Source organism: Streptomyces sp. V3I8, from assembly GCF_030817535.1.
Classification (GTDB): domain Bacteria; phylum Actinomycetota; class Actinomycetes; order Streptomycetales; family Streptomycetaceae; genus Streptomyces.
In genome coordinates this window covers 1,831,886-1,845,485 of record NZ_JAUSZL010000002.1, presented here as the reverse complement: position 1 = coordinate 1,845,485, position 13,600 = coordinate 1,831,886, and the positions used below count along the sequence as shown (strand labels likewise).

The following is a 13,600-nucleotide window of genomic DNA, read 5'->3' as shown; positions in this document are numbered from 1 at the left end:
CTGCCTGGCGGACAACGGGGTGCCGGATCACCCACTCGCCGTGCGGGCCGGGCACATCGATGTGGAAACGACCGAGAAGTGGTACGTGAAGCCGGACGTGGCGGACCTGCCTCCAGCAGCGGAGGTATGGGGAGGTCTCGCGGGGGGGTGTGTGACGGATCGTGACAGATGAAGGTGTGAACCCGTGACCGAAGCCATGATCAATACGCTGCAGTACCGCTTTGACGGGCCGGAGGACGCCCCGGTGCTGATCCTGGGGCCGTCCCTCGGCACCACCTGGCACATGTGGGACCGGCAGGTTCCGGAGCTGGCCAAGCAGTGGCGGATCTTCCGGTTCGATCTGCCGGGCCACGGCGGGGCGCCGGCGCACCCGGCCGGATCGGTCACCGAGCTCGCCGAGCGGCTGCTGGCGACCCTCGACGCGCTCGGCGTCCAGCGGTTCGGTTACGCGGGCTGCGCGCTCGGCGGCGCGGTGGGCGCCGAACTGGCGCTGCGCCGCCCGGACCGTCTCGCCTCGCTGACGCTGATCGCGGCCTCCCCGCGCTTCGGCACGGCCGACGAGTTCCGCCAGCGCGGTGTGATCGTCCGGTCGAACGGCCTGGACCCCATCGCGCGCACGTCCCCCGAGCGCTGGTTCACGAGCGGTTTCGCCGCGGCGCAGCCCGCGATCACCGAATGGGCCGTGCAGATGGTGCGCACCACGGACCCGGGCTGCTACATCGCCGCCTGCGAGGCGCTCGCCGCGTTCGACATCCGCGCCGAACTCGGCCGGATCGGGGTGCCGACCCTCGTCCTGGTCGGCTCGGACGACCAGGTCACGGGGCCCGCCGAGGCCCGCACCCTGGTCGCCGGGATACCCGACGCCCGCCTCGCGGTCGTGCCCGGCGCCTCCCACCTGGTGCCCGTCGAACAGCCCGCCGCGGTCACGGACCTCCTCGTACGGCACTTCTCCACCGCCTGGCAGCAGCCGGCCTACGACTCGTCCACCGGACAGATGGCGGTCGTCGTCCCGCCGGCGCACCCGGTGCCCGCCGCGCAGCAGCAGATGTCACCCGTCGCCGAGATCGCCCCCGCCCCCCAGCCCGAGGCGGTCGTGGGCCGGGCCGATCCGTACGACGCCGGCCTCAAGGTCCGCCGCGAGGTGCTCGGGGACGCCCACGTGGACCGGGCGCTGGCCCAGGCCGACGAGTTCTCCGGCGACTTCCAGGAGTTCGTCACCCGCTACGCGTGGGGCGAGATCTGGGACCGGCCCGGTCTCGACCGGCGCTCGCGCAGCTGTGTCACGCTCACCGCCCTGGTCGCGGGCGGCCACCTCGACGAGCTGGCCTTCCACACCCGGGCCGCCCTCCGCAACGGCCTCACCCCGGTCGAGATCAAGGAGGTGCTCCTCCAGGCGGCCGTCTACTGCGGCGTACCGGCGGCGAACAGCGCCTTCAAGGTGGCGCAGCAGGTCATCCGGGAGGAGACCACACCGCAGGAGTGAGTGCCGCGGGGCCCCTCGGGTGAGCCCGCGCCGGCGCCCGGAGGCAGGATGGGAGGCATGAGACTCACGAAGAACACGCACGCCTGTGTCCGCCTGGAGAAGGACGGCCGCGCCCTCGTCATCGACCCCGGCCTCTTCAGCGAGGCGGACGCCGCGGTGGGCGTGGACGCGATCCTCGTCACGCACGAGCACCCCGACCACTTCAGCGAAGGGCACCTGCGGGCCGGTCTGGAGGCCAACCCCGAGGCGCAGATCTACACGCTGAGGTCCGTCGCCGACCAGCTCTCGGCCGCGTTCCCGGGGCGGGTGCACACCGTCGGCCACGGTGACACGTTCACCGCCGCGGGATTCGACGTACAGGTCCACGGTGAACTGCACGCCGTGATCCACCCCGACATCCCGCGCATCACGAACGTCGGCTTCCTCGTCGACGGCGGGCGCGTCTTCCACCCGGGCGACGCGCTCACCGTCCCCGACCACGCGGTCGAGACGCTGATGCTGCCCGTGCAGGCACCCTGGAGCAAGATCTCCGAGGTCATCGACTACGTCCGTGAGGTCAAGCCGCAGCGCGCGTACGACATCCACGACGCCCTCCTGACCGACCTGGCGCGCCCCGCGTACGACCGGCAGATCGGCACGCTGGGCGGTTGCGAGCACCTGAGGCTGGCGCCGGGAGAGACCGCCGACCTGTGAGTGTCGGAGGTGCCCGGTAGGTTGTGAACCATGCGTATCGCCACCTGGAACGTGAACTCGGTCACCGCCCGTCTCCCGAGGGTGCTGGCCTGGCTGGAGAGCACCGGCACGGACGTGCTGTGCATCCAGGAGACCAAGACCACGGCCGAGCAGTTCCCGTCCGACGAACTCCGCGAGCTGGGCTACGAGTCGGCGGTGAACGCGACGGGGCGGTGGAACGGCGTGGCGGTGGTGTCCCGGGTGGGCCTCGAGGACATCGTGCGCGGCCTGCCGGGCGGCCCGGACTACGAGGGCGTCGAGGAGCCGCGCGCCGTCTCCGCGACCTGCGGCCCGGTCCGCGTCTGGTCGGTCTACGTGCCGAACGGCCGCGAGGTGGGCCACCCGCACTACGCGTACAAGCTCCAGTGGTTCGAGGCCCTGAGAGCGGCGGTCGCCGAGGACGCGGCGGGCGGCCGCCCGTTCGCGGTGCTGGGCGACTACAACGTGGCGCCGACGGACGACGACGTCTTCGACCGGTCCCTCTTCGAGGGCTCCACCCACGTCACCGAACCGGAGCGCGCCGCCCTCGCCGCCCTGCGCGGCACCGGCCTCACGGACGTGGTCCCGCGCCCCCTCAAGTACGACCACCCGTTCACGTACTGGGACTACCGCCAGCTCGGCTTCCCCAAGAACCGGGGCATGCGCATCGACCTGGTCTACGGCAACACCCCGTTCTCGAAGGCGGTCACCGACGCCTACGTGGACAGGGAGGAGCGCAAGGGCAAGGGCGCCTCGGACCACGCCCCGGTGGTCGTGGACCTGGACGTCTAGAGCGGCCCGTCCTCAGGGGCGCGGGGAACTGCGCGCCCGGCCACAGCCGACCGGCACCCGGATCCCGGCCCGACCGGCCCCGGAACCGCCCTGCGCCCGGCTCACGCACACGTCTACAGCAACTCCAGGTCCACGGAATCGGCCAGCGCGGCGAGCCCCGCGTCCCCGGGATGCAGATGATCCCCGCTGTCGTAGGCGGGCAGCAGCCGCGCGGGGTCGGCCGGATCCCGCAGCACGGCGTCGAAGTCCAGCACGCCGTCGACGGCGGCCCCGGCCCCCGCGCCGGCCTGCTCCCTGATCCACCCGTTCACGGCGGAGCGCTCCGCGTCGACGGCGCCCGTGCACCGTGCCTCCCCCGCGCAGGGCGCGATCGTCGCGGCCACCACCCGGAGCCCGCGGCCGCGAACACGCTCCGCGACCTCCCGCAGCCCTTCGACGACCTGTTCCGCGCTCGCTCCCCACCGCACGTCGTTCACCCCCTGGAACACGACGACCGTCCGCGCGGACGTCTGCGCCAGAACGTCCCGGTCCAGCCGGTGCAGCGCACTCACCCCGCCCGTGTCGGTGGACACCCCGTCGCCGGCGTACCGGTCCGTGACCACCCGGTTCGCCGAGATCCCGTGGTTGAGCACCCCGTAGCGCGGCACCGCGCCCTGCGCCCGGAGCCGGTCGGCCAGCAGGTCGGGCCAGCGCCGGTTGGCGTCCCGCGTGGACTTCTCGCCGTCCGTGATGGAATCGCCGAGCACCACGACGGACCCCGGCCCGCCGGCCACGTCGACACCGGTCAGCAGCGGCCAGCCGAGGATCGTCGAGGTGTACGCGTCCGGCCCGGCGTCCGCCGCGTGGTCACCGGGCTCGCTGACGTACGACTGCTGCACGGCCAGACTGTGCACGGGCGCCGCCGTCACCGTCCCCGGCAGATGGAGGCTCACGAGCAGATTGCTGTCCGCGGGCACGTCGAAGCCCAGCGGATCGCTGAACTCCTGGGCCCCGGCCGGAAGGTCCGGACCGGCGGAGCCCTTGAAGGACAGCGGCACGGGAGCGCCGCGCGGAGCCGCCCCGGACGCCTGCACGGCCACCGTCGCGCCGCCGATCCGTACGGGTGCGGCGGCGAAGGTGTTGTCGAGCCGGATGCGCACCCGCGGCCCGCCGGCCGAGGTGTGCACCACCAGGCGCAGCGTCCGGTCCGTCCAGGGCCCGACCGCGGTGTAGCCCGAGGAGGAAGCGGCCCAACTCCCGGTCCAGCCACGGCTTTCGGGGCGTACGGACAGGGCGAACACATGCAGGTCGCCGTTGACCGGCAGCCGCACGGAGTCCACCGCGCGCCCCCGGGCGAGGGGCACGGTCACGACGTACAGCTTCGTCTTCCCGGCGAGCTGCCCGCCGGGGGTGTTGACGTGCGGCAGGGCCACGGCCTTGGTGGCGAGCGGCCCGCCGCGCCAGTCCGGCGCGGTCAGCCGGTAGGAGGAGCGCGAACCGTCGCGGTACCGCACCGCACCCGTGCCGCTCTCCTCGCCGCCACCCGTGCCCGCGACCAGGAAGGCGAGCGCGTCACCGTGGCCGCGTACCCGCACGGACTGCCCGTCGGCGCGTACGTTGTCGGGCTCGCCCGGCGTCCGGCGGGGCAGGGTCAGCCGGGCGCCCTGGACCGTCAGCGAGCGCCCCGGCGTCCAGCCGGCGGCGGCCAGGTCCTGCGCCGACAGGGAGCCGCCCGAGCCGTCGAAGTCCGCCTCGGCGGGCCGCGTGTCGTCGCTCACGGCCGTGTTGTCGAAGTGCCGTTCCAGGGGGACGGGCCGCACCGCGGCCCGTGACGCGGCCTCCACGGGAACCGCCAGTGCGACGGGAACCGTTGTCGACAGCAGAGCAAGGGCGACGGCATCGCCCCACACACGTCGGCGCACACCGAACTCCTCCCACTCGCGGCTGCTCACCGGTGCATCGCCGGTGCTCACCGACGAGGCGACAGATGCACAGTGAAGCTAAGGAGACGACAGGGACTCGTCAATGAGACAGGCGCGAACTGCGTGCGAACGCGCCGGGAACGGCGGGCCGCGCGCCCTGTGGTGCACCGGGTGATACGAATGAAAGGCTGTGTGTATGAACATCCCTTTCCTGGGCAACTGGCGCAAGAAGCGGGGCCCCGCCAGGGGAGTCGCGATCTTCTCGGACGGCGAGAGCGACCACGAGGGGGTGGCCGGACTGCTCTCCGAATGCGAACTGCTCCGCTCCCAGGCCCAGCAGGCGGGAATCGAACTCGACGACTCGGCCGCCTCGTTGGAGGCGCTGGACCAGCTGCTGCCGCGCTGGCGCGACGACGAGGAGAGCCTGCCCTGGCTCGGCAACGACGCCGGCCTCTACCTCGGCACGGTCATCGTCCGCTCGGTCCCCGGCGCGGTCTGGGAGGTCTGGCCCAACGGGCAGCCCGTCGTGCGGCTGGAGTCGGGACGGGAGATCGACGTGGTCGTCTCGGGCCACGCGTGGGCGGCCAGCGGAGTTCCCGAACTGTCCCAGCTCTACGCCGAGGTGGCGGAGACGTGAGTCCTGGCCTGGACCAGCGGGATAAATACGGCTAATGCCCGATAAGTGCGTGTCGCGTATTTGCCCCGCTCGAGGTGTGGATAGTTTGCGGCGACCGCGACACGGCTGAGAGTGGGTAGGGCTGAGGATGGCCGTTGATCCGTTGATCGAGCTGCGTGACGTCAACAAGTACTTCGGGGAACTGCACGTCCTGCGGGACATCACCCTCACCGTCGGCAGGGGGGAGGTGGTCGTGGTCATCGGCCCCTCGGGGTCGGGCAAGTCGACCCTCTGCAGGGCGATCAACCGTCTGGAGCCCGTCCAGTCGGGTGAGATCAGGCTGGACGGGCAGCCCCTCGCACAGGAGGGCAAGGACCTCGCGAGGCTCCGTGCCGAGGTGGGGATGGTGTTCCAGTCCTTCAACCTCTTCGCGCACAAGACGGTCCTGCAGAACGTCTCGCTGGGACAGATGAAGGTGCGCGGCCGGAAGAAGGCCGAGGCCGACAGGCGCTCGCTCGAACTGCTCGACCGGGTGGGGCTCGCCTCGCAGGCGCCGAAGTACCCGGCGCAGCTGTCCGGCGGCCAGCAGCAGCGTGTGGCCATCGCCCGCGCGCTCGCCATGGACCCCAAGGCGCTGCTCTTCGACGAGCCGACGTCGGCGCTCGACCCGGAGATGATCAACGAGGTCCTGGAGGTCATGCAGCAGCTCGCGCGTGACGGAATGACGATGGTCGTCGTCACCCACGAGATGGGATTCGCCCGCTCGGCGGCCAACCGTGTCGTCTTCATGGCCGACGGCGCCGTCGTCGAGGACCGGACCCCGGAGGAGTTCTTCACCGCCCCGCGCAGCGACCGGGCAAAGGATTTCCTCTCCAAAATCCTCACACACTGAGCGATGGGCATGATCATGACCCGTACGGCACGTGAACGCCCCGTCCGGCGGCGTCCGACGTTTTCCCCGCGGTCGCCTCCCGCCGCCCGCACGCCTCCCGCAGAGCCTGTGGTGGGGCCCAACTCGCCGACCGTACAGCCGAATCGACGCCGTCCGCCGGCTCCGGTGCGTGGCTCCACCGTGCCGGTGGGCCCGCCGGGCCGGGCCTCGACTACGCTTTGTCGTTCATCCCCGCGGTGACAGAGGCTGTCGAAGGCGCCTCGGCCGACCCGGGGACGCTGCTGCCGGGCACGCGGTGGCGAAGGGCAATGGCCCGTCCGGCAGCAGCCGGAGATCACTGCTCGCGCAGCGGGACCGACCGGTACGACGGGTCGGCCGCGGCGGGCGGAAGGTCAGCTGCGCCGGTCGGGTTGTCGCCCCCGGGAGGTGCCCCGGCAGACGCCACGGCAGACGCCATGGAGATCCGCCACAGGCTTCCCAGGAGGCCCGGTGGGTGGTGCCCTTGTCTCCGAGGAGGGTCTCGGGGCGGCGGCGGGGCCTGCCCGGGCGGCCGGCGACGGGCGGGACGCCGTCGACCAGGGCGAGGGTCCGGGTGACGTCGTTGACGCCTGCCGCGGTGGTGATGACCTTGGCGGGGTGCCATGTCCGTCGCGGATCAGGTGGTGTCTGCTGCCCGTCTTCCGCCGCTCGGCCGGCGACGGACCGGTGTCGGCTCCCCTTTTTTGGCGCGGCCGTGGGAGCCGTCGACGCATGCCCCGGACCAGTCCAGTTCGCCGGCCGCGTGCAGTCTGGCGAGCAGGATGCGGTGCGGTCGGTCGAAGGCTCCGGTCTGCTGCCACCGTTCGAGGCGCCGCCGGCAGGTCTGCCCCGAGCCGAATCCCATGATCTTCGAGGTGATTGGATCGCTCCAGGATCGACGAGGTGGGGGTGCGGGGTGGCACGGCCGAAGCCGTGGGAAGCCGACGGCGAGCTGTGGGCAGTGGTCGAACCGCTGCTGCCCAAGATCTAGCGCCGGACCCGGCATCCAGGGCGCAAGCGCCATCCGGACCGGCTGGTGTTCCAGGGCATCCCATTCGTGCTGCATACCGGGATCGCCTGGGAACATCTGTCGCAGGAACTTGGCTTCGGCTCGGGCATGACATGCTGGCGCCGCCTGGCCGCCTGGCCGCCTGGCCGCCTGGCCGCCTGGCCGGATGGACCGAGGCCGGCGTGTGGCCTCAGCTGCACCAGGCCCTCCTCGCAGCGCTGCGCGCCGCAAAGGCTTGGACTTCTCCCGCGCGGCGGTCGACGGCTTCCACATCCGGGCGTTGACGGGGGAGCCAAGACCGGACGAAGCCCCGTTGACCGGGGCAGGACGGGCAGTGAGCATCATCTACCGTCCGGCGGTGGCGGTGGCGGTGGCGGTGGCGGTGGCGGTGGCGGTGGAGACACCGAACCCGGCTCCCACCCGGTGCAGCGTCTCGTTCTTGCGCAGGTGCACCAGCACAAGGAAAGCCTGCTGGAAGCAGCTCAGCCGCCGCCAACGCGCACGCAGTTCACGCCTTCCGGCGCAGATGAGCCAGGAATCATGCTCAACCACCTCGTGCGGGATGTCGAGCATGGCTCGATACGGGCCAACAGGGCTCCTGTGTCGAGACGTCGATGAGTGGGATCACCAACCGGACGACCAGGAGCCCTGCCACGTCACGCACTCCCGTCAGCCCTTCGTCATCAACCTCAGACCCCAGGACGAGAAGAGTTCACCAAGCTGCTTCAGGCGAGGCCGTCGATCAGGGCCTCGAGGTGGCGCTCTCCGTCCCGGGTCTGCGCGCCGGCGGCCAGTGCCGCCTCTCCGCGGCGGCCCGCGTCGGGAGTGCTGAAGAGCTGGCCGAACAGTTCGTTCGCCGTGGCCAGGCCACCGGCGGTGGACACCGCTGCGGCGTCCACCGCCTCGACCGTGGCGCGGGCAACGCCGGGCGCCAGGGCGGCGATGCGGGCGGCCAGGGTGTCGACGACGTGGTCGAGCTCGGCAGCCGGCACGGCCCGGTTCACCCAGCCCATCCGTTCCGCGGTCGGGGCATCGACCAGCTGGCCGCTGAGAATGATCTCCAGCGCGCGTGCGCGGCCGACGAGGCCGGGCAGATAGACGGTGCCTCCCGCGCCCGGGATGATGCCCATCGTGTCTTCCGGCTGGGCCAAGCCGGCATGCTCACGAGCCGCGAACCTCATGTCCATCGCGGACAGCAGTTCCGCACCGCCTCCGCGTGCCAGCCCGCGCAGTTTGGCGATGGTGATCTGCGGCAGGGTCCGGATGCGTTCGTGCAGGCGCATCATCGGATTCAAGGAGGGGTCCTGCTCCGAGGCGATATCAAGCGCCGCGAACGACTGAGGGTCCTCGGCGATGCGCATGTCTCCGTGCGCGATGAAGAAGTCCGGATCCGCGCTGTCGAAAACGATCACTCGGACGTCGGCGGCGGCGAACATGGCGCCCGTGAACCGGTCCAAGTCCGTCATGAGGGCGGCATCGAGCAGGTTGACGGGAGGGTTGTCGATGATGGCGTACGCCACACCGTCGGTGACAGAGACATGCAGGGTCGAGTAGGTGTCGGCCATAGGGAGCCTTCCTCACGGATCGAACTACTAGATATCCAACGTATATCTAGTAGTTCTGGTATACTGCAACGAAATCAGGTATCCCCGAGGAGACCGACGTGACCCACATAGAGCTCGGTGACAACGGTCGACAACTACTCGACCAGCTCTTCGACAAGTGGTCGCTACTGGTGCTGGACGCCTTGTGCGATCGCCCCCGGCGTTTCAACGAGCTTCGCCAGCACCTGCCCGCGGTCACCCCGAAATCCCTGACGGCATGCCTGCGGCGGCTGGAACGCAACGGCGTGATCGAGCGAGTGATCCTGTCCACCGAGCCCGTGGCGGTCGAGTACCGCATCTCCCCTCTGGGGCGCACCCTCCAGGACCCTCTGCAGACCCTGCTGAGGTGGGTGGGCAATCACCTCGACACGGTGGACGCCTCCCGCTCCCGCTACGACCAGCGGCATACGCGCAGTTGAAGCCGAGGCCCACGCCGTCCGTGCATGGTGAACGCGACCGAAGCGGAACCATCGCGTCGTGGGAGCGTTTCCCCACGGAAGTCGGTCCTCGGAGGCGAGAGCTACGGAGAAGAGCCGCGCCCCCGTCATGGCCTGCTCAGGGGTTCCAGAAGACGGTGGTGAACACGCGCTCGAAGCGTCGGGCCGCGAGGTCCTCGCGCTGGATCACCCAGTGGACGGTCGCGCCTTCCCGCCCCTTCACGTCCCTGCCGGCGTACCAGTCGGCGAGGAGCACCCAGTCGGCCACGTCGTCCGAGACGGGACCGTCCCAGTGGCCGGCGTCCACCGCCTGCGCCGCGAGGGACGCCGCGACGTCGACCGGGTCGAACTCCACGGCCTCCTCGTCCGCGTATCCTCCGAGCTGCATCTGCGCCGAGGGAGCGATGAGGTCCTTGGTGTCCTCCCAGATCTCGACGAGTTCGGAGCAGTAGGGATGCCCGGGAAGGTGTACGGCTTCCTCCTCACCGGCGGGAACGATGAACTGGTGGTGGGGGAGCGACACGTCGGTCCGCACGCGGAGCGGCCCCTCCGGATAGCTCGCGAACACCCTGTCGTCCTCGGCGATGTTCGCCGAGTTCCAGGCGTACGGATCCCGACGTGTGACGGCCGCGTCGGCCGGCACGTGGATCACCGTTCCCATGGAGGTGTCGTCCCCGGCCTCGGGCAGGGCGAAGAACAGCAACCGGCCGTCGGGCGGCAAGAGGAGGTCCGTCGCGCCGGCCGGCAGTGCGGCCAGGTCGACCGAGGCCACGAAGGGGTGTCCGGGGTCCGGGGTGTCGGCCGCAAGCAGCAGGGGGCCGCCGAACCGTCCCACGACCGGTCCGGGGTCGTCGTCGGACAGTGTCAGGGTGGCGCAGGGACGGGCTGTGGCCAGCCACCGCTCCACATCGTCGGCCGGCACGCCGTGGACCTCGGCTTTTTCACGGAAGGGACGGAACCGGGCCCGTATCGCAGATGTCATGGGCGCACCGTACCGAGCGAAGCGGAGGGCGGCGTCGACGCATCTCCCCTGCAGGAAACACCCGTTGGCGGTCGACGACAGGGCGCCACGCGCAGACTCCCGAAGGCTCCTCCGGCGGATTGGACGGTGCCGCTCGCCCGACCGACGCACCGTCAGCCGAACGGCAGGACCACCAGCGGGACCTGACGCAGGGCGCTCAGGGTGAGCGGGAGGCCGGCCAGAGCGCAGACGGCACGCATGGCGATGGAGCTGTCGGCCTCGCCCGGCTCGATGCCTTCCTCCTCCACGGTGCCGGCGGCTTCGAAGGCCGCGCGCAGTTCGGCGGGCATACGGGGAAGATCCTTCTCCGGGGCGAGACCGCCGACGTCGACCCAGGCGACCTGCTTGCCGTCGACGGCATAGGTGAGGCTGGCGTCCCCGTTGATGCTGAACACGCTCGTGGCCGCCGTCCGTCCATCGGCGGACAGTGCCTTCGCCGCGTTCTCGGAGGTGAACCCGGAGTCGTCGTAGACGAAGGTCCACTCGCCGACGCGTCCCGCCAACAGCGCCGCGGACGATCCCGGGTCCATACCGAGAGCCGCGCACGGCAGTGACGTCCACTCGTCCGGCCTGCTGTCGGGCAGTTCGCAGGGCTGCGTCAACCTCGTCCTGGCGCCGAGCCTTTCCAGCGCCTCCGCCGGTTCGACGCCGTGCACGACGTGCAGGATGTGGTACGGGTCTTCGGAGGCCAGATCAGTGATCCATATCGGCATTCCTTCGGGATCGAGCGTATGCGGCGGGAAGCCGGGCGTGGGCATCATGGACCTCTTTCCTCAGCGGCGCGGGCGGCCTCCCCGGCAGCGGTGCCGCAGGTGACGCCGGGAGGACCTGCGTCCGGCAGTGCCCCCATCGGGGAATGACGACGGTTACCGTAGCCTCCCGCCCCCCGGCCCCCCTCTCGCCACATCCCTCAACTGGACGTGCCTCACCGGTAATTCAGAACGACGAGATGCATCCAACGAGCACACGTGCTCGGGTATTGCTTTCGGTGATCAGGGCGGTGAGTGCCGCAGCCAGGGGCTTCGACGGCGAGAAGAAGGTTGACGGCCGAAGCCGCAAGTGGGTCAGGAGCCTGCAAATGTGTCGGTGCCGAGCACGGTCAGCAGGGCGAGCTTGTCGTGGCTCTCCGTGCCGGGTGTGGCGGTGAAGATGAGTAGCGACTGTCCCTGGTCGGGGTCGAGCAGTGTCTGGCAGTACACGTCGATGCGTCCGATCTGAGGGTGGACGAAGCGTTTGGCGCCGCTCCACCGCAGTCCCACTTCATGGCGGTTCCAAAGCTCGGCGAATTCCTCGTTGTGCTGCAGGTCGGCCACGAGTAGCGCGGCTGAGGACCCGGGCCCTTGCGCGGCGGCGCCGGCGCGCAGGGTGGAGACATAGACGCGGCTGTGCTGATGGTGGTCTTCGGGCAGGTACCGATGGCGGGCGCCGGGGTCGTTGAACCATCGGTAGAGGGCGCTGCGCGCCGGGCCGGTGTGGTGCGTTTCGTTGCCGAGCAGCGCTACGGCGGGCGGCGTCTGCTGCAGCGTTTCACCGACCGGGCCCACGATCTGTGCCGGGGTGTCCTGAAGCCGGTCCATGACGCGCAGCAGCCCAGGACTGATGTGCGCTTCGCGTAGGTGCCGTGTCGGGAGGCGGTGCCCGCACAGCAGGAACAGGTGGTCGCGTTCGTCCGGGGTCAGGCGCAGGCCCCGGGCGATGGCCGCCGCCATCTGCTGCGACGGCTGGGAACCGCTGCCGCGTTCCAAGCGGGCCAGATAGTCGGCCGACATGTCGCACAGTTCGGCGACCTCTTCCCGGCGCAGCCCGATCGTGCGCCGTCGCACACCGCGGCGCAGCCCGACGTCCTCGGGTTGCAGGGACGTCCGGCGTCCGCGCAGGAAATCGGCCAGACCATCACTGTCCAGTGCCGTGTCCGCCATGTGCTCCCCACTTCGCACGCTGTCTGCCTCCACCTCATTGTCCGGCAGGTGAACGCGGGTAGCCACGCCCTGCCATTCAGTGGCTGGGCAAGTCCTTCATCCGCCGACACAGGCCCTTTGTACTGGACGACGTCAGGAACCCGGTAAGAGAGCGTCTGGAGAGTTTCACCATGGCCGAATGGACTGCGGACCGGCTGCCGAGCATGACCGGCGTGACAGTAGTGATCACCGGCGCCGGTGGGGGGATCGGGCTGGTGACCGCTCGCGAACTTGCACGGGCCGGCGCTCACGTGGTGCTGGCCGTGCGCAACGTCGACAAGGCGCGCCGGGCAGTGGCCGGTATGCGCGGAGATTTCGATGTCCGGCACCTCGATGTCGCCGATCTGGACTCGGTCCACGCGTTCGCGGCCGCGTACACCGGTGCCGTCGATGTTCTGATCAACAACGCTGGGGTGATGGATATCCCGGCGGCGCGCACCGCGCAGGGCCTGGACGTTCAGACCGCGACGAACTATTTCGGGCCGTTCGTGCTCACCAACCTGCTGCTGCCCCGGCTGACCGACCGCGTGGTGACGGTCTCCAGCCAGCTGCACCGCTTTGGCAGGCTGGACCTCGACGACCTCGACTGGCGCACCCGCAAGTACAACGGGCTGGCCGTCTACGAGGCGTCCAAGCTCGCCGTGGTGCTGTTCTCGCTGGAGTTGCAGCGCCGCTTGACCGCCTCGGGCAGCCATGTCCGCTCGGTCGTCGCTCACCCTGGCGTCGCGCGGACCGGACTGGTCACGCACTCGCCGCTGAGACTCGTCAACCGGCTCCCGTTCCTGGTCCAGGACGTGGAACACGGAGCGCTGCCGCTCATGTACGCGGCCACGCAAGACGTTCCTGGCAACGCCTACGTCGGTCCGGACGGGTTGTTCAGCTTCACGGGCTCCCCACTGGTCCGCAAGCCCAGCCGGGCCGGCCTGGACGGGGCCGTCGCCAAGAGGCTCTGGCAGGCAACCGCCGCTCTCACCGGAACCGGCATCTGAGACCAGGCACCAGGTGCGACTTCGGGTGCAGCTCCCTCGGGCATGGGTTCACCGGCACCGAGCCGCGATACGGCGATCGCCCAGAACTTGTTCGCGTGTGGGATCGGCGCCCGATGGTGCGGGGCATACCTCCCGTCCGCTCACGCCGCGGCCCCCGCCGACGCAGACC

The 13,600-nt window shown here is 70.5% G+C and carries 13 protein-coding genes and 1 pseudogene; 8 read left to right on the top strand and 6 right to left on the bottom strand.

The features are described from left to right. The first annotated feature begins 196 nt into the window (after window positions 1-196). The 3 genes from pcaC to QFZ75_RS08100 are packed head-to-tail and all read left to right on the top strand — an operon-like array spanning window position 197 to window position 2,986. Window positions 197-1,483 carry a 4-carboxymuconolactone decarboxylase gene (gene pcaC / locus QFZ75_RS08110; RefSeq protein ID WP_307544303.1) on the top strand — a complete coding sequence of 429 codons (1,287 nt, stop codon included), beginning with the start codon at window positions 197-199 and terminating at the stop codon, window positions 1,481-1,483. A 57-nt stretch (window positions 1,484-1,540) separates the two neighbouring features. Beyond that, the gene (locus QFZ75_RS08105) at window positions 1,541-2,176 is read left to right on the top strand and encodes an MBL fold metallo-hydrolase (protein WP_307535073.1); all 636 of its coding nucleotides are present in this window, start codon (window positions 1,541-1,543) and stop codon (window positions 2,174-2,176) included. A gap of 30 nt (window positions 2,177-2,206) precedes the next feature. Further along, window positions 2,207-2,986, top strand: a complete 780-nt coding sequence (locus QFZ75_RS08100) for an exodeoxyribonuclease III (RefSeq protein WP_307535071.1) — start codon at window positions 2,207-2,209, stop codon at window positions 2,984-2,986. A 113-nt stretch (window positions 2,987-3,099) separates the two neighbouring features. Here the strand turns inward: QFZ75_RS08100 and QFZ75_RS08095 are convergent, their stop codons facing one another. Continuing rightward, window positions 3,100-4,917 carry an SGNH/GDSL hydrolase family protein gene (locus tag QFZ75_RS08095; protein ID WP_373465825.1) on the bottom strand — a complete coding sequence of 606 codons (1,818 nt, stop codon included), beginning with the start codon at window positions 4,915-4,917 and terminating at the stop codon, window positions 3,100-3,102. 166 nt (window positions 4,918-5,083) lie between these two features. Here QFZ75_RS08095 and QFZ75_RS08090 point away from each other — a divergent pair, with 166 nt between their 5' ends. From QFZ75_RS08090 to QFZ75_RS08080, 3 genes and pseudogenes are all read left to right on the top strand, one after another. Next, window positions 5,084-5,524 carry a DUF6278 family protein gene (locus QFZ75_RS08090; protein WP_307535068.1) on the top strand — a complete coding sequence of 147 codons (441 nt, stop codon included), beginning with the start codon at window positions 5,084-5,086 and terminating at the stop codon, window positions 5,522-5,524. Window positions 5,525-5,651: 127 nt separating this feature from the next. Beyond that, on the top strand, window positions 5,652-6,395 hold the full coding sequence (locus QFZ75_RS08085; RefSeq protein WP_307535066.1) for an amino acid ABC transporter ATP-binding protein: 744 nt from the start codon (window positions 5,652-5,654) through the stop codon (window positions 6,393-6,395). 970 nt (window positions 6,396-7,365) lie between these two features. Further along, a pseudogene (locus tag QFZ75_RS08080) lies at window positions 7,366-7,770 on the top strand (transposase); the annotation flags it as partial. Here the strand turns inward: QFZ75_RS08080 and QFZ75_RS08075 are convergent. Together QFZ75_RS08075 and QFZ75_RS08070 are read right to left on the bottom strand one after the other, a co-directional pair. Next, window positions 7,768-7,995, bottom strand: a complete 228-nt coding sequence (locus tag QFZ75_RS08075) for a transposase family protein (RefSeq protein ID WP_307544300.1) — start codon at window positions 7,993-7,995, stop codon at window positions 7,768-7,770. The pseudogene QFZ75_RS08080 and the gene QFZ75_RS08075 overlap by 3 nt on opposite strands. A 152-nt stretch (window positions 7,996-8,147) precedes the next feature. Next, window positions 8,148-8,987 (bottom strand): enoyl-CoA hydratase/isomerase family protein, encoded by an 840-nt coding sequence (locus QFZ75_RS08070; protein WP_307535064.1) that lies wholly within the window; start codon window positions 8,985-8,987, stop codon window positions 8,148-8,150. A gap of 98 nt (window positions 8,988-9,085) precedes the next feature. Between QFZ75_RS08070 and QFZ75_RS08065 the strand changes: the two genes are divergently transcribed. Then, a complete protein-coding gene (locus tag QFZ75_RS08065) occupies window positions 9,086-9,445 on the top strand; it encodes a helix-turn-helix domain-containing protein (RefSeq protein WP_307535063.1) in 360 nt (119 codons plus the stop codon). Between the two features lie 136 nt (window positions 9,446-9,581). Here QFZ75_RS08065 and QFZ75_RS08060 read toward each other — a convergent pair whose 3' ends face one another. The 3 genes from QFZ75_RS08060 to QFZ75_RS08050 form a co-directional block, all read right to left on the bottom strand. Then, a complete protein-coding gene (locus QFZ75_RS08060; RefSeq protein WP_307535061.1) occupies window positions 9,582-10,445 on the bottom strand; it encodes a DUF1963 domain-containing protein in 864 nt (287 codons plus the stop codon). Window positions 10,446-10,597: 152 nt separating this feature from the next. Further along, window positions 10,598-11,245 carry a DUF6461 domain-containing protein gene (locus tag QFZ75_RS08055; RefSeq protein WP_307535059.1) on the bottom strand — a complete coding sequence of 216 codons (648 nt, stop codon included), beginning with the start codon at window positions 11,243-11,245 and terminating at the stop codon, window positions 10,598-10,600. A 303-nt stretch (window positions 11,246-11,548) separates the two neighbouring features. Continuing rightward, the gene (locus tag QFZ75_RS08050; RefSeq protein WP_307535057.1) at window positions 11,549-12,403 is read right to left on the bottom strand and encodes a helix-turn-helix transcriptional regulator; all 855 of its coding nucleotides are present in this window, start codon (window positions 12,401-12,403) and stop codon (window positions 11,549-11,551) included. A 170-nt stretch (window positions 12,404-12,573) separates the two neighbouring features. On the opposite strand from QFZ75_RS08050, the gene QFZ75_RS08045 reads away from it, so the two are divergent. Further along, entirely contained in the window at window positions 12,574-13,431 is an 858-nt protein-coding gene (locus tag QFZ75_RS08045; RefSeq protein WP_307535055.1) for an SDR family NAD(P)-dependent oxidoreductase, read from the top strand. The last annotated feature ends 169 nt before the right edge of the window (window positions 13,432-13,600 follow it).